We start from the raw sequence: 17,601 nt of genomic DNA, 5'->3' as shown, positions 1-17,601 counted from the left end.
ATCAGTCGACCTCCTCGACCGTCACGAGGTGGCGGACGGTCTGCACCATGCCGCGGAACTCGGGGCGGTCCTCCTTGACGACCTGCGTGTTGATCCCCTTGAGACCAAGGGAACGCAGGGTGTCACGGTGGTTCTGCTTGCTGCCGATGTAGGACTTGACCTGCGTAATCTTGAGCTGCGCCATGATTACGCACCCGCCCCGGCACGTGCACGGAGAAGAGCCGCGGGGGCGACGTCCTCGAGCGGCAGACCACGGCGGGCCGCGATCTCCTCGGGACGCTGCAGGCCCTTGAGGGCCTCCACGGTCGCGTGCACGATGTTGATCTGGTTGTCGGAGCCCAGGGACTTCGACAGCACGTCGTGGATACCGGCGCACTCGAGCACGGCGCGCACCGGACCACCGGCGATAACACCGGTACCCGGGGACGCGGGCTTGAGCAGCACGACGCCGGCAGCCTTCTCACCCTGGATGGGGTGCGGGATGGTGCCCTGGATACGGGGGACCTTGAAGAAGTGCTTCTTGGCCTCCTCAACACCCTTGGCGATGGCGGCCGGCACCTCCTTGGCCTTGCCGTAACCGACACCCACGGTGCCGTCACCATCGCCCACTACGACGAGCGCAGTGAAGCTGAAGCGACGACCACCCTTCACAACCTTGGCGACGCGGTTGATCGCGACGACGCGCTCAACGTACGCGGTCTTCTCGGCGGCGGCGTTGCCACCGTCGCGACCCTTCCGGTCCCGCCGCTCGCCGCCACCGGCACCGCCACCGCGGCGCTGGGGTCCAGCCATTGGAATTACCTCTCTCTGTTTCCGCTAGCTACGGAACCGGCTCAGAACTTCAGTCCGGCTTCGCGGGCGGCGTCCGCCAGAGCGGCGATGCGCCCGGCGTACTGGTTGCCACCGCGGTCGAACACGACGGTCTCGACACCCGCGGCCTTGGCGCGCTCGGCGACCAGGGCGCCGACCTGCTTGGCCTGCGCCGACTTGTCGGCCTCGCCACCACGGATCGAGGTGTCCAGGGTGGACGCCGACGCAAGGGTGTGACCCTTGAGGTCGTCGATCACCTGGGCCACGATGTGGCGGTTCGAGCGGGTAACGACCAGACGGGGACGCTCCGCCGTACCCGAGAGATTCTTGCGAATCCGGATGTGACGGCGCTTGATCGCGGCGCGCTTGTAGGCGTCGCCCTTGAGGATCTTCTGTCCGTATGCCATGGCTTACTTACCCGCCTTTCCGACCTTGCGGCGGATGACTTCGCCCTCGTACTTGACGCCCTTGGCCTTGTACGGGTCGGGCTTGCGCAGCTTGCGGATGTTGGCCGCAACCTCGCCGACCTTCTGCTTGTCGATGCCCTCGACCGAGAAACGGGTCGGCGACTCCACCTTGAAGGTAATGCCCTCGGGGGCCTCGACCAGGATCGGGTGGCTGTAACCGAGGGAGAACTCCAGGTTCGAACCCTTGGCGAGCACGCGGTAACCGACACCGCTGATCTCGAGCTTCTTCACGTAACCCTGGGTCACGCCGGTGATCATGTTCGCCACCAGCGTGCGGGACAGGCCGTGCAGGGCCTTGCTCTGACGCTCTTCGTTGGGGCGGGTGACGTTCAGAACGCCGTCCTCACCCTTGGCGATGTCGATCGGTGCCACGACGGTGTGAGTCAGCGAACCCTTGGGGCCCTTGACCGAGACCGTACGGCCGTCGATGGTGACGTCCACGCCGGCGGGAACCGCGATGGGGAGCTTGCCGATGCGCGACATAGCTGTTTCCTCCGTTCCCTTCCGCTACCAGACGTAGGCGAGGACTTCCCCGCCTACGCCCTTCTTGCCGGCCTGCTTGTCGGTGAGGAGCCCGTGCGACGTGGAGATGATCGCCACGCCGAGGCCGCCCAGCACCTTGGGCAGGTTGGTGGACTTCGCGTAAACCCGGAGACCGGGCTTGGAGATCCGCTTGATGCCCGCGATGGAGCGCTCACGGTTCGGGCCGAACTTCAGCTCGAGGACGAGGTTCTTGCCAACCTCGGCGTCCTCGGTCTTCCAGCCCGTGATGAAGCCCTCCTGCTGGAGGATCTCCGCGATGTGAGACTTGATCTTGGACGCCGGCATCGTCACGGAGTCGTGGTACGCCGAGTTCGCGTTCCGCAGACGCGTAAGCATGTCTGCGATCGGATCAGTCATGGTCATGAATTGGCCTTCGGCCTCTCTCGCCGGGGTTTCCTGGTGCGCCATCCCTCTCCCCGATCCGAGACGGGACGGGTGCGGCGCGGTGGACCTACGGCGTAGTAAGTCGTACGGGCGGCAGACGCCCAACTACACAAGCCTAAGGCATGTGCGGGCGGGCCCCTGCCGACCCAGATGCTTACCGAGAGTCTGAATAACCCGGAATTACCGGATTACCAGGAACTCTTGGTCACGCCCGGCAGCTCGCCACGGTGAGCCATCTCACGAAGGCACACGCGGCACAGGCCGAACTTGCGGTAGACGGAGTGCGGGCGGCCGCAGCGCTGGCAGCGCGTGTAGCCACGAACACCGAACTTGGGCTTGCGAGCAGCCTTGGCAATCAGGGCCTTCTTCGCCATCTCGCTCACGCCTCCTTGAAGGGGAAGCCGAGGTGACGAAGGAGCGCGCGGCCCTCAGCGTCGTTGGTCGCCGTGGTCACCACGGTGATGTCCATACCCCGGGTGCGGTCGATCTTGTCCTGGTCGATCTCGTGGAACATGACCTGCTCGGTGAGACCGAAGGTGTAGTTGCCACGGCCGTCGAACTGCTTGGGGGACAGACCACGGAAGTCGCGGATGCGCGGCAGCGCGAGCGACAGGGTGCGGTCCAGGAACTCCCACATGCGGTCGCCACGGAGCGTGACGTGGGCACCGATCGGCTGGCCCTCACGCAGCTTGAACTGCGCGATGGACTTGCGGGCCTTGGTGACGGCCGGCTTCTGACCGGTGATCGTGGTGAGGTCGCGGATGGCGCCCTCGATCAGCTTGGAGTCGCGGGCGGCGTCGCCCACACCCATGTTGACCACGATCTTGACGAGGCCGGGGATCTGCATGACGTTCTCGTAGGAGAACTCCTCACGCAGCTTGCCCGCGATCTCCTCGCGGTACTTCGTCTTCAGACGCGGAGTGGTGGTGGTAGCCATCAGATGTCCTCACCCGTCCGCTTGGCAACGCGAACCTTGTTGCCCTCGTCGTCGAAGCGGTAACCGACGCGCGTGACGACCTTGTTGCCGTCCTTCTCCACGACCAGCTGGACGTTGGAGACGTGGATCGGGGCCTCGGTGGTCACGATGCCGCCGGCCTGCGAACCGCGAGCGGTCGGCCCGGCCTTGGTGTGCTTCTTGACCCGGTTGACACCCTCGACCAGGACACGGTCCTCACGGGGGAAGGCCGCGATGACCTTGCCCTGCTTGCCCTTGTCCTTACCGGTGATGACCTGGACCAGGTCGCCCTTCTTGATCTTCATGCTCACAGCACCTCCGGCGCGAGGGAGATGATCTTCATGAACTTCTTCTCGCGCAGCTCACGGCCGACGGGGCCGAAGATACGGGTGCCACGAGGGTCGCCGTCGTTCTTCAGAATGACGGCGGCGTTCTCGTCGAAGCGGATGTACGAGCCGTCCGGACGGCGGCGCTCCTTGACGGTGCGAACGATGACCGCCTTGACGACGTCACCCTTCTTCACGTTGCCACCGGGGATCGCGTCCTTGACGGTGGCGACGATGACGTCACCGATACCCGCGTAGCGGCGGCCCGAGCCACCGAGCACACGGATGCAGAGGACTTCCTTCGCACCCGTGTTGTCGGCGACACGAAGCCGCGACTCCTGCTGGATCACGTCTATCTCCTGATTGTCTGCCGGTTCCCGGCAGGGGCCGCCTCTTCACGAGGAGAAGCCCCTGCCGAGCCTGGCGGAACTGACCTGCGGGTTTGCCCGCAGGAATTACTTGGCCTTCTCGAGGACCTCGACGACGCGCCAGCGCTTCGTCGCGGACAGCGGCCGGGTCTCCATGAGGAGGACACGGTCGCCGACACCCGCGGCGTTCTGCTCGTCGTGAGCCTTGAGCTTGTTGGTACGGCGGATGACCTTGCCGTACAGCGCGTGCGTCACGCGGTCCTCGACGGCGACGACGACGGTCTTGTCCATCTTGTCGCTGACGACCAGACCCTGACGGGTCTTGCGGAAGCCGCGGCCGGCCTTCGTCTCTTCAGTCACGTTGCTCTCGCTCATCAGGCGCTCTCCACCGTCTCGATGCCCAGCTCGCGCTCACGCATCAGGGTGTAGATCCGCGCGATGTCCTTGCGGACGGCCTTGAGCCGACCGTGGTTCTCGAGCTGACCCGTCGCCGCCTGGAAGCGGAGGTTGAACAGCTCTTCCTTGGCTTCGCGGAGCTTCGCGAGAAGCTCCTCGTCACCCAGTTCGCGCAGCTCGGACGCCTTGGTACCGGCCGACATCACGCTTCACCTGCCTCGCGCTTGACGATCCGGCACTTCATCGGCAGCTTGTGGGCCGCACGAGTCAGCGCCTCACGGGCGATCTTCTCGTTGGGGTAGGACAGCTCGAACATGACCCGGCCCGGGTGCACGTTCGCGATCCACCACTCCGGCGAACCCTTACCGGAACCCATGCGGGTCTCGGCCGGCTTCTTCGTGAGCGGGCGGTCCGGGTAGATGTTGATCCAGACCTTGCCGCCACGCTTGATGTGGCGGGTCATCGCGATACGGGCCGCCTCGATCTGGCGGTTGGTCACGTACGCCGGCGTGAGGGCCTGGATGCCGTACTCGCCGAACGCAACCGTCGTACCGCCCTTGGCCTGACCACGGCGCTTCGGGTGGTGCTGCTTGCGGTGCTTGACCCTACGGGGGATCAGCATTTCGGTCAGGCCTCCGTTCCGGTGCTCTCAGCCGGAGCGGCAGCGGCGGCGGGAGCGTCGGCCTTGGGGGCCTCGGCAGCCGGCGCGGACTGCTGCTGCGGCTTGCGACCGCGACCGCCACGCTCGCCACCGCGGCCACCACGGGCCGGGCGGTCGTTGCCACCACGGGCCGGGCGGTTGCCGGCGCGGGCAGCGGCGTTCTCGGCGCGGACCTCGGCGATGTTCTTGACGTCGCCCTTGTAGATCCAGACCTTCACACCGATGCGGCCGAAGGTCGTCTTGGCCTCGAAGAAGCCGTAGTCCACGTTCGCGCGGAGCGTGTGCAGGGGCACACGGCCCTCGCGGTAGAACTCCGAGCGGGACATCTCGGCGCCACCGAGGCGGCCGCCGCACTGGATCTTGATGCCCTTGGCGCCGGCCTTCATCGTGCCCTGCATGCTCTTGCGCATGGCACGACGGAAGGAGACGCGGGAGGAGAGCTGCTCGGCGACGGCCTGGGCCACCAGCTGAGCGTCCGTCTCCGGGCTCTTGACCTCGAGGATGTTCAGCTGGACCTGCTTGCCGGTCAGCTTCTCCAGGTCACCGCGGATGCGGTCGGCCTCGGCGCCGCGGCGGCCGATGACGATGCCGGGACGAGCGGTGTGGATGTCCACCCGCACGCGGTCACGGGTGCGCTCGATCTCGACCTTCGAGATGCCGGCGCGCTCCATGCCGGACGTCATCATCCGACGGATGGCGACGTCTTCCTTGACGTAGTCCTTGTACAGCTTGTCGGCGTACCAACGCGACTTGAAGTCGGTCGTGACACCGAGCCGGAACCCGTGCGGGTTTACCTTCTGGCCCATTACCGGGTTCCTTCCTTGCTGCTGACGACCACGGTGATGTGGCTGGTCCGCTTGCGGATCCGGTAGGCGCGGCCCTGGGCGCGCGGCCGGAACCGCTTCAGGGTCGGGCCCTCGTCGACGTAGGCCTCGGAAATGAAGAGGCTGTCGGCGTCGGTGTGGTCGTAGTTGTGCGCGGCGTTGGCGATGGCGCTGTCCAGCACCTTGCCGACCGGCACGCTCGCGGCCTGCGGGGCGAAACGCAGGACCGCCTGAGCCTCCGTGGCATCCATGCCACGGATAAGGTCCACCACGCGGCGGGCCTTCATGGGCGTGACGCGGATGTACCGCGCCTGGGCCCTGGCTTCCATGGTTGTCCTTCCAGTGTCTGTCATGGTCATTCCACCCCGCTGCTAGCGGCGCTTCGACTTCCGGTCGTCCTTGACGTGACCCCGGAAGGTGCGCGTCGGCGAGAACTCGCCGAGCTTGTGGCCGACCATGGACTCGGTGACAAACACCGGGATGTGGGTCTTGCCGTTGTGCACCGCGATCGTGTGGCCGAGCATCGCCGGGACGATCATCGAGCGACGGGACCAGGTCTTGATGACGTTCTTGGAACCGGCTTCGTTCTGCGTGTCCACCTTCTTGATCAGGTGGTCGTCGACGAAGGGTCCCTTCTTCAAGCTACGAGGCATCTCAACCCGTCCTTAGCGCTTCTTGTTCGTCTTGCGGCGGCGGACGATGTACTTGTTCGACGCCTTCTTGGGCGAACGAGTACGGCCTTCCTTCTTGCCCCAGGGGGACACCGGGTGGCGACCACCCGAGGTACGGCCTTCGCCACCACCGTGCGGGTGGTCTACCGGGTTCATGACCACACCACGCACGGTCGGGCGAACGCCCAGCCAGCGCTTACGGCCCGCCTTGCCCCAGTTGATGTTGCTCTGCTCGGCGTTGCCGACCTCGCCGACGGTGGCGCGGCAGCGCACGTCGACCAGGCGGATCTCTCCGGACGGCATGCGCAGGTGGGCCATCTGGCCCTCCTTCGCGAGCAGCTGCACGGAGGCACCGGCGGAGCGGGCGAACTTGGCACCGCCACCGGGACGGAGCTCGATCGCGTGGATCGTGGTACCGACCGGGATGTTGCGGAGGGCCAGGTTGTTGCCCGGCTTGATGTCGGCCCCGGGACCGTTCTCGACGCGGTCACCCTGCTGCAGGTTGCGCGGGGCGAGGATGTAGCGCTTCTCGCCGTCGGCGTAGTGCAGCAGCGCGATGCGCGCGGTGCGGTTGGGGTCGTACTCGATGTGCGCGACCTTCGCCGGCACGCCGTCCTTGTCGTGACGACGGAAGTCGATCACGCGGTAGGCGCGCTTGTGTCCGCCACCCTGGTGGCGAACGGTCACACGACCGGCGTTGTTACGGCCGCCCTTGCTGTGCAGCGGGCGGACCAGCGACTTCTCCGGCGTGGACCGCGTGACCTCGACGAAGTCGGCGACGCTCGAGCCACGACGGCCCGGCGTAGTCGGCTTGTACTTGCGGATTCCCATTTCTCAGTCCTCGTCCGATTCCGGACGATCCGGACCTCCGTCAGGAGGTCGGACCGCCGAAGATGTCGATACGGTCGCCCTCGGCGAGGGTCACGATCGCGCGCTTGCTGTCGGCACGCTTGCCGAAGCCCGTGCGGGTCCGCTTGCGCTTGCCCTGGCGGTTGATCGTGTTGACCCCGGTGACCTTGACCGAGAAGACCGCCTGGACGGCTTCCTTGATCTGGGTCTTGTTGGAACCCGGGGCGACGACGAACGTGTACTTGTTCTCGTCGAGGAGCGCGTAGCTCTTCTCGGAGACGACCGGCTTCAGCAGCACGTCACGGGGGTCCGTGAACGCCTTGCTGGCCGGCGTGACGACGGTGTTCTTGCCCTCGGCCTCGTGGCGGCGCGCCTTGGCGACGCGCGCGGCCTTGGCGGCCTTGGCCGCCTTGGAGGCGATGCTCGGGTGACGCGTAGCCATCAGGCTTCGCTCCCTTCGGTGTCAGCGGCCTTGTTGGGGCCAGACACGAAGGACTCGAAAGCGGCCTGGGTGAAGACCACGTCGTCCGAGACGAGAACGTCGTACGTGTTCAGCTGGCCCGGCTCCAGGATGTGGATCTGGGGCAGGTTGCGGGCGGACAGCCACGCGGCCTCGTCGGCGCGGTCGACGACCAGGAGCAGGTTCTTGCGCTCCGAGATCTTGCCGAACAGCGTCCGGGCGGCCTTCGTGGACGGGTTGTCGCCCTCGATGACGCCGGTGACGACGTGGATGCGGTCGTGGCGGGCCCGGTCGGTGAGGGCGTGGCGCAGGGCCGCGGCCTTCATCTTCTTCGGGGTCCGCTGCGAGTAGTCACGCGGCTGCGGGCCGTGGACGACGCCACCGCCGGCGAACTGCGGCGCACGGGTCGAACCCTGGCGGGCGCGGCCGGTGCCCTTCTGGCGGTACGGCTTCTTGCCGCCACCACGGACCTCGCCGCGACGCTTGGTCTTGTGCGTGCCCTGGCGGGCAGCGGCGTTCTGCGCGACGACGACCTGGTGGATCAGCGGGATGCTGATCTTCTCCACGCCGAAGATCTCCGCGGGGAGCTCGACGCTTCCGGTCTTCTCGCCGGCAGGCGAAAGGATGTCAACAGTGCTCATCGGTTACCTCAGGCCCCCTTGGCCGCGGTGCGGACCAGGACGAGGCCGCCGTTCGGACCGGGAACCGCGCCCTTGATGAGCAGCAGACCCTTCTCCGCGTCAACGGCGTGGACGGTCAGGTTCTGGGTGGTGACCCGCTCGTTGCCCATGCGGCCGGCCATGCGGAGGCCCTTGAACACGCGGCCCGGGGTGGCGCAGCCACCGATGGAACCGGGCGAGCGGTGCTTGCGCTGGGTGCCGTGTCCGGCGCCGAGGCCCTTGAAGTTGTGACGCTTCATGACACCGGCGAAGCCCTTGCCCTTGCTCTTGCCGGTGACGTCGACCTTGATGCCGGACTCGAAGACCTCGGCGGTGACTTCCTGACCGAGCGTGTACTCGGCGGCGTCGGCCGTACGGATCTCGACGAGGTGACGGCGGGGGGTGACGTCGGCCTTGGCGAAGTGGCCCTTGAGGGGCTTGTTCACCTTGCGCGGGTCGATCTCGCCGAACGCGATCTGGACGGACTCGTAGCCGTCGACGTCGTTCGTGCGGACCTGGGTGACGACATTGGGGCCGGCCTTGACGACGGTGACCGGAACAACACGGTTGTTCTCGTCCCACACCTGCGTCATGCCGAGCTTCTCGCCCAGGATGCCCTTGATCTGCTTAGCCATTCTCAGATCACCGGCCTTCAGAGCTTGATCTCGATGTCGACACCGGCCGGGAGGTCGAGTCGCATCAGAGAGTCAACGGTCTTGGGGGTCGGGTCGAGGATGTCGATCAGGCGCTTGTGCGTGCGCATCTCGAAGTGCTCGCGCGAGTCCTTGTACTTGTGCGGCGACTTGATGACGCAGTACACGTTCTTCTCAGTGGGCAGCGGCACCGGGCCCGCGACCGACGCACCAGTGCGAGTCACCGTCTCGACGATCTTCTTCGCCGAAGAGTCGATGACCTCGTGGTCGTAGGCCTTGAGCCGGATGCGGATCTTCTGTCCCGCCATGGCTACTCAGTAGTCCTGTCTCTCGTAACGCTCTGGACCCGGTGGTCCCTTGCTGTTCCGCTCCCCCTCCGACCCACGCGGTCGGGCGTGTCGCGCTCTCGCTGACATGAATGTCCCTTACGGGACTTCCCTGCAGTGGGAGTCGCGGGCCCTTCCGGAACCGCAGGCCGGGGGCGAGAGGCCCACCGGGTGCCTGGCCTGCACCCCGCTGACGCTTCCCGGAAGATTCCCGTACTTCCGTCCCTGATCAGGGACGACGAGTACTGTGGGACTCGCTTCCGGTCCCCCCGGCGGGAGGCGCGCAGCATCGGCACTCGACCGAGCAACCCCGTTAGTCTGCCATACGGGGCGGGGGGCTGGCGAATCGGGGCGAGGAGAATACCCCGGAGGCGGCGGAGATCAAACTAGGGATCGGTAGGGTCGTTCGGCAGGGGACCGTCGAACAACTGGGGGAAGACGTGACGGCAACCGACTCGGGCGAGGCGAAGGCCGGCGTTGGGGAGGAGCCCCAGGCGCTTCGGGACGCCGGCCGCGCGGACAAGTGGTCGGTCGGGTGGATCATCGTGGCGGTCGGGCTGTGGATGTGGTTCGCGTTCCTGATGCTCTCCTCTTATGGCCCCGAGTCCCACGACGGTGTGCCGCGCTGCGAGGGCCCGCTGATCGCACCGCTCCAACGGGACGGCTACTTCTGTGACAGCGAACTGCGCCAGTGGCCGGCACTGCTCGGCATCCTGGCCCTGTCGAGCATCGCGACCGTGGTCGCGGCGGCGACGACGGTCTACGCCAAGCTGCTGTCCCGCCTGGCGAAGGCGTCCGGTCCCGGGACGGAGCGCTGAGGCACCGGTGCGATTCGATCACCGTCGTGCCGGGACGGTCAGCGGATCCTCCCGGTGAGGCGCTTCAGGACCCGGTCCGGCAAGGGTGCCCGGAGCCGGACCGAGTCCATGCCCGGGCAGAGCGCCGGGACGAGACGGGAGGACCCCGGCCCGCCGGGCCGGGGTCCCCTGCTGTGCGGGTGCGCCGCGGGGGTCAGTGGCTGCCGGCGAGTTCGCCGGTGAGCTTGCCGTGGAGGTCGGCGCTGGGGTCGTTCAGGCCGGTGATCTCCACCGTCTTGCCGCGCTGCTCGTACTTCGTCTCGATCGCGTCGAGAGCGGCGACGGAGGACGCGTCCCAGACGTGGGCGGAGGAGAGGTCGATGACGACCTTCCCGGGGTCGTTCGCGTAGTCGAACTGGCCGACGAGGTCGTTGGAAGAGGCGAAGAACAGCTCGCCGGTGACCCGGTAGACGACCGTGCCGCCGTCGGGGTCGGTGACGGCGGTGACGTGGGCGAGGTGGGCGACGCGCTTGGCGAAGATGACCATGGCGGTGATCGTGCCGATGACGACGCCGATGGCGAGGTTGTGGGTGGCGACCACCGCGGTCACGGTGATGACCATCACGGCGATCTCCCCGGCGGGCATCCGCTTGAGGGTCTTGGGCGCGATGGAGTGCCAGTCGAAGGTCGCGAAGGACACCATGATCATGACGGCGACCAGGGCGGCCATGGGGATGTCGGAGACGACCGGGCCGAAGACGATGCACAGGACCATCAGAAGGCTGCCGGCGAGGAAGGTGGACAGGCGGGTGCGGGCGCCGGACACCTTCACGTTGATCATGGTCTGGCCGATCATGGCGCAGCCGCCCATGCCGCCGAAGAAGCCGGTGACGATGTTGGCGATGCCCTGGCCGATGGACTCGCGGGTCTTGGAGGAGTGGGTGTCGGTGATGTCGTCGACCAGCTTGGCGGTCATCAGGGACTCCATCAGGCCGACCAGTGCCATCGCGAAGGCGTACGGGGCGATCGTCGTCAGGGTGTCCAGGGTGAACGGCACGTCCGGCAGGCCGGGAACGGGCAGGGAGGACGGCAGGGCGCCCTTGTCGCCGACGGCCGGTACCGCAATGCCGGCCGCGACGGTGATGACGGTGAGGATGACGATGGAGACGAGCGGGGCCGGGATCACCTTGGTGACCCTCGGGAAGAAGACCATGAGGGCGAGGCCGCCGATGATCAGCGGGTAGACGGCCCAGGGCACGTCGTGCATCTCGGGCACCTGGGCCATGAAGATCAGGATCGCCAGGGCGTTGACGAAGCCGACCATCACCGAGCGCGGCACGAAGCGCATCAGCTTCGCCACCCCGAGCGCGCCCAGAATCACTTGCATGACGCCGGCGAGGATGACGGCGGCGACCAGGTAGCCCAGGCCGTACTCGTGGTTCAGGGGGGCGATCACGAGGGCGATGGCGCCGGTGGCGGCGGAGATCATCGCGCGTCGGCCGCCGACGATCGAGATGACCACGGCCATGGTGAACGAGGCGAACAGGCCGATCGCGGGGTCGACACCGGCGATGATCGAGAAGGAGATCGCCTCGGGGATCAGTGCCAGGGCGACGACCAGGCCGGCGAGGACCTCGGTGCGCCAGACCTTCGGGTTGTTGAGCCAGTCCGGCTTGAGGTCGCGCAGCCGCGCGGCGGGAGTCACAGCAGCAGAAGACAAGGAGACGGGTACCTGTCGTGCTCGGGCACACCCCAGCGGCAGGCCGGAGGCGTGCGGGAAGGACCCGCGGGGCCGGACCGGCAGCCCGCGGACGACCCACTGGACGGGGCCGGAAGTCGAGGGGGACGCGAGGCAGGGCGGCGCGCGCAGGCGGCCGGGCAGCTCACATCCGGAGGCGATAGGTCACGGCGGGCAGGCGGCGGCGATCGGCGTCATGGGCTCGCGCACGCTCTCTCCTGCCACAATCGAAACTTCGCCGGGGGCGCCTTCGGCCCCGGAACGGCGGCAGCGGGGGCAGCCGGGCCGCCCTCACCATCGTCAACTCTACCCTAACGTTAGAGTGGAGACTGGTGGGTCGGCACGGGACGCGGCCCGCCATGACGAGAAGGGCCAGGGACACAGGCGTGGACGGCAAGCACATGCAGATCGGCGAGGTCGCCGCGCGGACGGAGCTGTCGCTGCGCACCATCCGGCACTACGAGGAGACCGGCCTGGTCATCCCCTCCGCCCGCTCCCAGGGCGGATTCCGCCTCTACACGGAGCCCGACGTGCAGCGGCTCATGGTCATCCGCCGCATGAAGCCGCTGGGCTTCACCCTGGACCAGATGCGCGACCTCCTCGACGCCACCGACCGCCTCGACCATGCCGACACGGCCGATGACGCCGAGCGCGAGGCACTCCTGGAGCGGGTGCGGGCCTACGAACGGGACGCCGGCGGCAAGATCGAGGAGCTGCGCGTCCAGCTGGCCCGCGCCGAAGACTTCGCCGCCACACTCCGCACCCGCCTGGACGCCGCGCGCCCCGTGCGGGGTGCCTCGGCCTGACCTCCGGCCACCAGCCGGCGCCGCTCGCCGGCACCGTCTCCCGGCAGCCGCCTTCCCGGCGGCTTCACGCGGCAGCGGCCCGGACGCGGAACGTCAGCCCGTCCGGACTGATCAGACGCTGCTCGCCGACGTGATCGGGCCCGTCCGGCATCCCGCGTTCGAGACCATCGGACCCCTGGCTCCGTCAGATGACGCCCTGCGCCAGCATCGCGTCCGCCACGCGCTCGAAGCCCGCGATGTTCGCGCCGGTGACGTAGTCGCCGGGGGCGTCGTAGCGGGCGGCGGTCTCGTGGCAGGTGGTGTGGATGTCGTTCATGATGCGGGTCAGCTCCTCCTCGACGCGCGCCGCCGTCCAGGACGTACGGGCGTGGTTCTGCGCCATCTCCAGGGCGCTGACCGCGACGCCGCCCGCGTTGGCGGCCTTGCCGGGGCCGAAGGCGACGCCGGCCTTCTGGAGGAGGTGGACGGCCTCGGGGGTCGTCGGCATGTTCGCGCCCTCGGAGACGGCCTTCACGCCGTTGCGGACGAGAGCGGCGGCGGCGTTCCCGTCCAGCTCGTTCTGGGTGGCGGACGGAAGGGCGAGGTCGGCCGGGACCTCCCAGACGCTGCCGCCGGGCACGAAGCGGGCCGAGGAGCCGCGGCGCTCGGCGTACGTGTCGACGCGGCCGCGCTCGACCTCCTTGATCTGCTTCAGCAGGTCGAGGTCGATGCCCTTCTCGTCGACGACGTAACCGGAGGAGTCCGAGCAGGTGACGGGGTTCGCGCCCAGGGCGGTCAGCTTCTCGATCGTGTAGATCGCGACGTTTCCGGAGCCGGACACGACCGCCGTCTGGCCCTCCAGGTCCTCGCCGCGCTCGCGCAGCATCGCCGCCGCGAAGAGGACGTTGCCGTAGCCGGTCGCCTCGGGGCGGATCAGCGAGCCGCCCCAGCCCGCGCCCTTGCCGGTGAGCACGCCGGCCTCCCAGCGGTTGGTGATGCGGCGGTACTGGCCGAAGAGGTAGCCGATCTCCCGGCCGCCGACGCCGATGTCGCCCGCCGGGACGTCCGTGTGCTCGCCGATGTGCCGGTACAGCTCCGTCATGAACGACTGGCAGAACCGCATGACCTCCGCGTCGCTCCGCCCGTGCGGGTCGAAGTCGCTGCCGCCCTTGCCGCCGCCGATGCCGAGGCCGGTCAGCGCGTTCTTGAAGATCTGCTCGAAGCCCAGGAACTTGATGACGCCCAGGTTGACGGACGGGTGGAAGCGCAGGCCGCCCTTGTACGGGCCCAGCGCGCTGTTGAACTCGACGCGGAAGCCCCGGTTGACGTGGACCCGCCCCTTGTCGTCCTGCCACGGCACCCGGAAGACGACCTGCCGCTCCGGCTCGACCAGCCGCTCGACCAGACCCGGCTCGGCGTACTCGGGCCGGGCCGCGAGCACCGGCGCCAGCGTTTCCAGGACCTCGTGCGCGGCCTGGTGGAACTCGGGCTGGGCCGGGTTGCGGTGTTCGATCTCGGTGAGCAGGTCGTCGAGCGCGGTCCTGGTCTCGGTTCGGGTCGTCACAGGGGCCCTTTCTGGCACGGCTGACACCGGAGACGCGGGGCCGGGCCCGGGGGGCAGGCCGCGGTCCGATCGGTCCGGTGGTGGGCGCTCGGCGCCGTTGCCGCGCGCGGGACACTTCAGTGTTACGCGCATGTAAACGTCCTGGCCAGCACTCGGCGCCGGGCGCGACCACTATGTGAGACCGCGCTTCCGTATATCGGCGGTTTTCACGACGTATGAGACGGAGGTCGCCCGGATGGCCCGGGCTGCTCCGTCACGCGTCACGCGTCACGCGTCACGCGTCGCCGTTCAGCATCGCAGCCGTGAGGACGTTCCCGGCGACGCCCCACCCGCCGTCGGCGACTTCGTCGACGAGTACGACGGTGGTGGGTCGGGCCCGCTCGCCGTAGATCTCCGCGTAGAGGTCGGTGGTGCGTTCGATGATCTTCTGCTTGTCCTGCGGGGTGAGGGTGCCCTCGGGGACCTTGAAGTGGGCGAAGGGCATGTCAGATCATCCCTCCGTTGGCCCGCAGGATCTGGCCGTTCACCCAGTGACCGGCGGGGCTGCCGAGGAAGGCGACCACGGCGGCGATGTCGTCCGGGGTGCCCAGCCGCTCCAGGGGCGGGGTCTTCGCGAGCCGGTCGATCTGCTCGGCGGTCTTGCCCGTGAGGAACAGGTCCGTGGCCGTGGGGCCGGGCGCGACCGTGTTCACGGTGATGTCCCGTCCGCGCAGCTCACGCGCCATGATCAGGGTCATCGCCTCCACGGCGCCCTTGCTCGCCGCGTACGCCCCGTAGGTCGGGAACTGCGTGCCGACCACGGAGGTCGAGAAGCCTACGAAGCTCCCTCCCGCCCGGAGCCGCCGGGCCGCCTCCCGGGCGACCACGAAGGTGCCGCGGATGTTGGTGCGGTGCATGGCGTCCAGGGCGGTCAGGTCCAGGTCGGCGATGGGCGAGAGCGTCATCCGGCCGGCCGAGTTCACCACCACGTCGACCCCGCCGTACTCCTCCTCCGCGCGGTCGAACAGCGCGGCGATCTCCTTCTCCTCCGCCACGTCCGCCTGTACGGCGACCGCCCGCCCGCCGGACTCGGTGATCGCCGCCACCGTCTCCATGGCGGAGGCCTCGTCGCGGGCGTAGTTCACGACGACGGCCAGGCCGTCCCGGGCGAGCTTCTCGGACACCGCCCGGCCGATACCGCGTGATCCGCCGGTGACGACGGCGACGCGTACGGCCTCCGGCGCGGGAGTTTGCTGATGGTTCGTGTTCGTGGTCATGGCTCCACAGTGCGCCCGCCCCGTCCGCGCAACCAGGGGATGCCATCCCATGGGTCACCGGCCCGGCCCGGCGCAGAATGGACGCCATGAGCGCTGTGAAGTACGCCGAGCTGGGAGCGTTCCTGCGGTCGCGGCGGGAGCGGATCCGCCCGGCCGACGTCGGGCTTCCGGCCGGGCCCCGGCGCCGGGTGCCGGGGCTGCGCCGCGAGGAGGTCGCCCAGCTCGCCGGGGCGTCGGTGGACTACTACAACGAGCTGGAGCGCGGGGCCGGGTCGCAGCCGTCCGAGCAGATGATCGCCGCGCTGGCGAGGGCGCTGCGGCTCTCCGCCGACGAGCGGGACTATCTGTACCGGCTCGCGGACCGGCCGGTGCCCGTGCAGGGCGGGGCCGCCTCGCACGTGCATCCCGGGATGCTCGACCTGCTCGGGCGGATGACCTCGACCCCGGCGCAGGTGATCACCGACCTGCACGTCACCCTCGTACAGAATCCGCTGGCCGTGGCACTGGTCGGGGACCAGTCCGGGCTGCGGGGGCCGCGGGCCAGCTTCGTGCACCGGTGGTTCACCGAGCCCGATACCCGGCGCCTGCATCCCGAGGCCGACCACGAGAGGCAGTCCCGCGCCTTCGTCGCGGATCTGCGGGCCGCGGCGGCCAGGAGGGACGCCAAGGACCCGGAGGCCGGGTCCATGATCCGTACGCTACTCGGCGTCTCCCCCGAGTTCGCCGCGCTGTGGGCCGACCACGACGTGGCCTTCCGGCGGGACGACCGCAAGCGGATCGTCCACCCGACGCTCGGCGTCATCGAGGTCAACTGCCTCAACCTCTTCAGCGAGGACGGGCGGCAGCGGTTGCTCTGGTTCACGCCGGCCGTGGGGACGGAGAGCGCGGGGTTGCTGGATCTGCTGGCGGTCGTCGGGACACAGGAGGTCGTCAGCTCTCCGAGGCGTACGGGAGGAACTTCGTCCACGCGGTCGGGGTGAGTGCCAGGCGGGGGCCGCCGTCTACGTGCTTGGAGTCGCGGATGTGGATGGTGCCGGGGGTGAGAGCCAGCTCGACGCAGGACTCACCGTCGGTGCCACCGCTGTAGCTGCTCTTGAACCACGCCAGTTCGGACGCGTGCCGATCAGAGACCTTGGCGATCATGTTTCTCCCAGCAGATTCTCGATGAAGGCCAGCGACTCCCGTGGGGAGAGAGCTTGCGCCCGGATCGTGCCATACCGCAGCTCAACAATGCGCAGCTGTTTCGGGTCGGTGATCGGCCGTCCGTTGAACGCCCCATCGGAGCGCCCCACCGCCGTACCGTCCTGAAACTTCAGCAACTCGATCCTGCCGTCCAGCCCTGGATGGGCATCGGTGTTCGTCGGCATGACTTGCAGTGTGACGTTGTGCAACCCCCCCACCTCCAACAGGCGTTCGAGCTGCCGCCGCCACACCATTGTGCCCCCAACCTGCCGACGCAGTGGCGCCTCTTCCAGCACGAAGTGCATGGAGGGCGCCGGGTCGCGCTCGAAGACGGACTGCCGGGCCAACCGCGCGGCCACCATGCGTTCCAGGTCGTCAGGGGAGTACGGCGGCTGCCGGGCTTCCATCAGGACACGGGCGTGCTCCGGCGTCTGCAACAGCCCAGCGATGATGTTGCACTCGTACACACCGATCTCGACCGCCTTCGCCTCCAGCTTTCCCAGCTCCCGCACCTTCTTCGGGTACCGGACCTTCTTCACGTCCTCCCAGGCCGCCGAGAGCAGCCCACCCGCGTCCAGAACCTCGTCGGCCCGGTCCAGGTACTCCTGCCGGGGAATCCGCTTGCCGCCCTCGATCTTGTAGACCATGTCCTCGCCGTACCCGACCACCGTCCCGAACTCGGCGGCCCTCATCCCCGCCGCCTCGCGCCGCAGCTTCAACTGCCGCCCCACCGTGGTGATGACGGCGATTCCCCACTCGTCGTCCGGGTCGACCTCCCAACCCGGCTCGTCCGCCTCGCTCTTGAGCCGACCCGTGTCCGTCTCGACTGTCATGCCGTGCCTCTCCGTTGTGCTCACCCCAGATGCACCAGCGCCCTACCCGTACCGACCGTCGTGACAGCCCCGGACACACCGGACAACAACCGGA

At 68.3% G+C, this 17,601-nt stretch carries 29 protein-coding genes; 3 read left to right on the top strand and 26 right to left on the bottom strand.

What is annotated here, in order from left to right; genetic code table 11:
- Position 1 precedes the first annotated feature (1 nt).
- The 20 genes from rpmD to rpsJ all read right to left on the bottom strand — a co-directional run bounded on the left by rpmD (position 2) and on the right by rpsJ (position 9,334).
- A complete protein-coding gene (rpmD, locus tag ACZ4V1_RS05520) occupies positions 2-184 on the bottom strand; it encodes a 50S ribosomal protein L30 (RefSeq protein ID WP_055418359.1) in 183 nt (60 codons plus the stop codon).
- Between the two features lie 2 nt (positions 185-186).
- On the bottom strand, positions 187-792 hold the full coding sequence (gene rpsE / locus ACZ4V1_RS05515; RefSeq protein WP_055418360.1) for a 30S ribosomal protein S5: 606 nt from the start codon (positions 790-792) through the stop codon (positions 187-189).
- A 41-nt stretch (positions 793-833) separates the two neighbouring features.
- Complete coding sequence (gene rplR / locus ACZ4V1_RS05510; protein ID WP_055418361.1) at positions 834-1,217, bottom strand: 50S ribosomal protein L18; 384 nt, start codon at positions 1,215-1,217, stop codon at positions 834-836.
- 3 nt (positions 1,218-1,220) lie between these two features.
- On the bottom strand, positions 1,221-1,760 hold the full coding sequence (gene rplF, locus ACZ4V1_RS05505; RefSeq protein WP_055418362.1) for a 50S ribosomal protein L6: 540 nt from the start codon (positions 1,758-1,760) through the stop codon (positions 1,221-1,223).
- 24 nt (positions 1,761-1,784) lie between these two features.
- Complete coding sequence (gene rpsH, locus ACZ4V1_RS05500; RefSeq protein ID WP_026248232.1) at positions 1,785-2,183, bottom strand: 30S ribosomal protein S8; 399 nt, start codon at positions 2,181-2,183, stop codon at positions 1,785-1,787.
- Between the two features lie 209 nt (positions 2,184-2,392).
- A complete protein-coding gene (locus tag ACZ4V1_RS05495) occupies positions 2,393-2,578 on the bottom strand; it encodes a type Z 30S ribosomal protein S14 (protein WP_003948630.1) in 186 nt (61 codons plus the stop codon).
- 5 nt (positions 2,579-2,583) lie between these two features.
- On the bottom strand, positions 2,584-3,141 hold the full coding sequence (rplE, locus tag ACZ4V1_RS05490; RefSeq protein ID WP_003974255.1) for a 50S ribosomal protein L5: 558 nt from the start codon (positions 3,139-3,141) through the stop codon (positions 2,584-2,586).
- The gene (gene rplX, locus ACZ4V1_RS05485) at positions 3,141-3,464 is read right to left on the bottom strand and encodes a 50S ribosomal protein L24 (RefSeq protein WP_003974256.1); all 324 of its coding nucleotides are present in this window, start codon (positions 3,462-3,464) and stop codon (positions 3,141-3,143) included. Before rplX ends, rplE begins: the two co-directional genes overlap by 1 nt.
- Positions 3,465-3,466: 2 nt before the next feature.
- Positions 3,467-3,835, bottom strand: coding sequence for a 50S ribosomal protein L14 (rplN, locus tag ACZ4V1_RS05480; protein ID WP_030831680.1), 369 nt, complete (start codon positions 3,833-3,835; stop codon positions 3,467-3,469).
- A 105-nt stretch (positions 3,836-3,940) separates the two neighbouring features.
- Entirely contained in the window at positions 3,941-4,228 is a 288-nt protein-coding gene (gene rpsQ, locus ACZ4V1_RS05475; protein ID WP_055418364.1) for a 30S ribosomal protein S17, read from the bottom strand.
- Positions 4,228-4,452 carry a 50S ribosomal protein L29 gene (rpmC, locus tag ACZ4V1_RS05470; protein ID WP_003998824.1) on the bottom strand — a complete coding sequence of 75 codons (225 nt, stop codon included), beginning with the start codon at positions 4,450-4,452 and terminating at the stop codon, positions 4,228-4,230. The genes rpsQ and rpmC overlap by 1 nt, the downstream gene beginning before the upstream one ends.
- On the bottom strand, positions 4,452-4,871 hold the full coding sequence (gene rplP, locus ACZ4V1_RS05465) for a 50S ribosomal protein L16 (protein ID WP_004927269.1): 420 nt from the start codon (positions 4,869-4,871) through the stop codon (positions 4,452-4,454). The genes rpmC and rplP overlap by 1 nt, the downstream gene beginning before the upstream one ends.
- A gap of 5 nt (positions 4,872-4,876) precedes the next feature.
- Positions 4,877-5,716, bottom strand: coding sequence for a 30S ribosomal protein S3 (gene rpsC / locus ACZ4V1_RS05460; RefSeq protein ID WP_055418365.1), 840 nt, complete (start codon positions 5,714-5,716; stop codon positions 4,877-4,879).
- Positions 5,716-6,063, bottom strand: a complete 348-nt coding sequence (gene rplV / locus ACZ4V1_RS05455) for a 50S ribosomal protein L22 (RefSeq protein WP_003974262.1) — start codon at positions 6,061-6,063, stop codon at positions 5,716-5,718. Before rplV ends, rpsC begins: the two co-directional genes overlap by 1 nt.
- A 42-nt stretch (positions 6,064-6,105) precedes the next feature.
- Positions 6,106-6,387, bottom strand: a complete 282-nt coding sequence (rpsS, locus tag ACZ4V1_RS05450) for a 30S ribosomal protein S19 (protein WP_055418366.1) — start codon at positions 6,385-6,387, stop codon at positions 6,106-6,108.
- A 12-nt stretch (positions 6,388-6,399) separates the two neighbouring features.
- Positions 6,400-7,236, bottom strand: coding sequence for a 50S ribosomal protein L2 (rplB, locus tag ACZ4V1_RS05445; RefSeq protein ID WP_019329639.1), 837 nt, complete (start codon positions 7,234-7,236; stop codon positions 6,400-6,402).
- 40 nt (positions 7,237-7,276) lie between these two features.
- Positions 7,277-7,696 (bottom strand): 50S ribosomal protein L23, encoded by a 420-nt coding sequence (rplW, locus tag ACZ4V1_RS05440; protein ID WP_003974265.1) that lies wholly within the window; start codon positions 7,694-7,696, stop codon positions 7,277-7,279.
- Positions 7,696-8,355, bottom strand: a complete 660-nt coding sequence (rplD, locus tag ACZ4V1_RS05435) for a 50S ribosomal protein L4 (protein WP_310871732.1) — start codon at positions 8,353-8,355, stop codon at positions 7,696-7,698. The genes rplW and rplD overlap by 1 nt, the downstream gene beginning before the upstream one ends.
- A gap of 8 nt (positions 8,356-8,363) precedes the next feature.
- Positions 8,364-9,008 (bottom strand): 50S ribosomal protein L3, encoded by a 645-nt coding sequence (gene rplC, locus ACZ4V1_RS05430; protein ID WP_055418369.1) that lies wholly within the window; start codon positions 9,006-9,008, stop codon positions 8,364-8,366.
- Between the two features lie 17 nt (positions 9,009-9,025).
- Positions 9,026-9,334 (bottom strand): 30S ribosomal protein S10, encoded by a 309-nt coding sequence (gene rpsJ, locus ACZ4V1_RS05425; RefSeq protein WP_003948644.1) that lies wholly within the window; start codon positions 9,332-9,334, stop codon positions 9,026-9,028.
- A 458-nt stretch (positions 9,335-9,792) separates the two neighbouring features.
- Here rpsJ and ACZ4V1_RS05420 point away from each other — a divergent pair, with 458 nt between their 5' ends.
- Entirely contained in the window at positions 9,793-10,170 is a 378-nt protein-coding gene (locus tag ACZ4V1_RS05420; RefSeq protein WP_468329691.1) for a hypothetical protein, read from the top strand.
- Between the two features lie 193 nt (positions 10,171-10,363).
- On the opposite strand, the gene ACZ4V1_RS05415 is transcribed toward ACZ4V1_RS05420, so the two are convergent.
- Positions 10,364-11,869 (bottom strand): SulP family inorganic anion transporter, encoded by a 1,506-nt coding sequence (locus ACZ4V1_RS05415; RefSeq protein WP_468329688.1) that lies wholly within the window; start codon positions 11,867-11,869, stop codon positions 10,364-10,366.
- A gap of 404 nt (positions 11,870-12,273) precedes the next feature.
- Here ACZ4V1_RS05415 and ACZ4V1_RS05410 point away from each other — a divergent pair, with 404 nt between their 5' ends.
- Positions 12,274-12,693, top strand: coding sequence for a MerR family transcriptional regulator (locus ACZ4V1_RS05410; RefSeq protein ID WP_468329685.1), 420 nt, complete (start codon positions 12,274-12,276; stop codon positions 12,691-12,693).
- Between the two features lie 184 nt (positions 12,694-12,877).
- Here ACZ4V1_RS05410 and gdhA read toward each other — a convergent pair whose 3' ends face one another.
- The 3 genes from gdhA to ACZ4V1_RS05395 all read right to left on the bottom strand — a co-directional run bounded on the left by gdhA (position 12,878) and on the right by ACZ4V1_RS05395 (position 15,492).
- Positions 12,878-14,236 (bottom strand): NADP-specific glutamate dehydrogenase, encoded by a 1,359-nt coding sequence (gene gdhA, locus ACZ4V1_RS05405; RefSeq protein ID WP_468329682.1) that lies wholly within the window; start codon positions 14,234-14,236, stop codon positions 12,878-12,880.
- A 274-nt stretch (positions 14,237-14,510) separates the two neighbouring features.
- Positions 14,511-14,720 (bottom strand): 4-oxalocrotonate tautomerase family protein, encoded by a 210-nt coding sequence (locus tag ACZ4V1_RS05400; RefSeq protein WP_468329680.1) that lies wholly within the window; start codon positions 14,718-14,720, stop codon positions 14,511-14,513.
- Between the two features lies 1 nt (position 14,721).
- The gene (locus ACZ4V1_RS05395; RefSeq protein WP_468329677.1) at positions 14,722-15,492 is read right to left on the bottom strand and encodes an SDR family oxidoreductase; all 771 of its coding nucleotides are present in this window, start codon (positions 15,490-15,492) and stop codon (positions 14,722-14,724) included.
- 77 nt (positions 15,493-15,569) lie between these two features.
- Between ACZ4V1_RS05395 and ACZ4V1_RS05390 the strand changes: the two genes are divergently transcribed.
- Positions 15,570-16,472, top strand: a complete 903-nt coding sequence (locus ACZ4V1_RS05390; RefSeq protein WP_468329674.1) for a helix-turn-helix transcriptional regulator — start codon at positions 15,570-15,572, stop codon at positions 16,470-16,472.
- Here the strand turns inward: ACZ4V1_RS05390 and ACZ4V1_RS05385 are convergent.
- Both ACZ4V1_RS05385 and ACZ4V1_RS05380 read right to left on the bottom strand, forming a co-directional pair.
- Complete coding sequence (locus ACZ4V1_RS05385) at positions 16,423-16,635, bottom strand: DUF397 domain-containing protein (protein WP_468329671.1); 213 nt, start codon at positions 16,633-16,635, stop codon at positions 16,423-16,425. The two genes, ACZ4V1_RS05390 and ACZ4V1_RS05385, sit on opposite strands and share 50 nt — an antisense overlap.
- Positions 16,632-17,507, bottom strand: a complete 876-nt coding sequence (locus ACZ4V1_RS05380; RefSeq protein WP_468329668.1) for a helix-turn-helix domain-containing protein — start codon at positions 17,505-17,507, stop codon at positions 16,632-16,634. Before ACZ4V1_RS05380 ends, ACZ4V1_RS05385 begins: the two co-directional genes overlap by 4 nt.
- Between the last annotated feature and the right edge of the window lie 94 nt (positions 17,508-17,601).

This window comes from Streptomyces sp. NPDC028991 (genome assembly GCF_055564775.1).
The sequence above is the reverse complement of the archived record's forward strand: the minus strand, read 5'-3'. Positions and strand labels throughout refer to the sequence as shown.

Bases quoted from the DNA above. Each gene is read 5' to 3' on its own strand.
- rplP (WP_004927269.1), bottom strand. From the start codon at position 4,871: ATGCTGATCCCCCGTAGGGTCAAGCACCGCAAGCAGCACCACCCGAAG.
- rpsC (WP_055418365.1), bottom strand. From the start codon at position 5,716: ATGGGCCAGAAGGTAAACCCGCACGGGTTCCGGCTCGGTGTCACGACC.
- rpmC (WP_003998824.1), bottom strand. From the start codon at position 4,452: ATGTCGGCCGGTACCAAGGCGTCCGAGCTGCGCGAACTGGGTGACGAG.
- rpsQ (WP_055418364.1), bottom strand. From the start codon at position 4,228: ATGAGCGAGAGCAACGTGACTGAAGAGACGAAGGCCGGCCGCGGCTTC.
- rplC (WP_055418369.1), bottom strand. From the start codon at position 9,008: ATGGCTAAGCAGATCAAGGGCATCCTGGGCGAGAAGCTCGGCATGACG.
- rpmD (WP_055418359.1), bottom strand. From the start codon at position 184: ATGGCGCAGCTCAAGATTACGCAGGTCAAGTCCTACATCGGCAGCAAG.
- rplD (WP_310871732.1), bottom strand. From the start codon at position 8,355: ATGAGCACTGTTGACATCCTTTCGCCTGCCGGCGAGAAGACCGGAAGC.
- ACZ4V1_RS05380 (WP_468329668.1), bottom strand. From the start codon at position 17,507: ATGACAGTCGAGACGGACACGGGTCGGCTCAAGAGCGAGGCGGACGAG.
- ACZ4V1_RS05390 (WP_468329674.1), top strand. From the start codon at position 15,570: ATGGACGCCATGAGCGCTGTGAAGTACGCCGAGCTGGGAGCGTTCCTG.
- ACZ4V1_RS05495 (WP_003948630.1), bottom strand. From the start codon at position 2,578: ATGGCGAAGAAGGCCCTGATTGCCAAGGCTGCTCGCAAGCCCAAGTTC.
- rplF (WP_055418362.1), bottom strand. From the start codon at position 1,760: ATGTCGCGCATCGGCAAGCTCCCCATCGCGGTTCCCGCCGGCGTGGAC.
- ACZ4V1_RS05395 (WP_468329677.1), bottom strand. From the start codon at position 15,492: ATGACCACGAACACGAACCATCAGCAAACTCCCGCGCCGGAGGCCGTA.
- rpsE (WP_055418360.1), bottom strand. From the start codon at position 792: ATGGCTGGACCCCAGCGCCGCGGTGGCGGTGCCGGTGGCGGCGAGCGG.
- rplR (WP_055418361.1), bottom strand. From the start codon at position 1,217: ATGGCATACGGACAGAAGATCCTCAAGGGCGACGCCTACAAGCGCGCC.
- rpsS (WP_055418366.1), bottom strand. From the start codon at position 6,387: ATGCCTCGTAGCTTGAAGAAGGGACCCTTCGTCGACGACCACCTGATC.
- rplX (WP_003974256.1), bottom strand. From the start codon at position 3,464: ATGAAGATCAAGAAGGGCGACCTGGTCCAGGTCATCACCGGTAAGGAC.
- rplW (WP_003974265.1), bottom strand. From the start codon at position 7,696: ATGGCTACGCGTCACCCGAGCATCGCCTCCAAGGCGGCCAAGGCCGCC.
- rpsH (WP_026248232.1), bottom strand. From the start codon at position 2,183: ATGACCATGACTGATCCGATCGCAGACATGCTTACGCGTCTGCGGAAC.
- rplB (WP_019329639.1), bottom strand. From the start codon at position 7,236: ATGGGAATCCGCAAGTACAAGCCGACTACGCCGGGCCGTCGTGGCTCG.
- rpsJ (WP_003948644.1), bottom strand. From the start codon at position 9,334: ATGGCGGGACAGAAGATCCGCATCCGGCTCAAGGCCTACGACCACGAG.
- ACZ4V1_RS05400 (WP_468329680.1), bottom strand. From the start codon at position 14,720: ATGCCCTTCGCCCACTTCAAGGTCCCCGAGGGCACCCTCACCCCGCAG.
- rplE (WP_003974255.1), bottom strand. From the start codon at position 3,141: ATGGCTACCACCACCACTCCGCGTCTGAAGACGAAGTACCGCGAGGAG.
- ACZ4V1_RS05385 (WP_468329671.1), bottom strand. From the start codon at position 16,635: ATGATCGCCAAGGTCTCTGATCGGCACGCGTCCGAACTGGCGTGGTTC.
- rplV (WP_003974262.1), bottom strand. From the start codon at position 6,063: ATGGAAGCCAGGGCCCAGGCGCGGTACATCCGCGTCACGCCCATGAAG.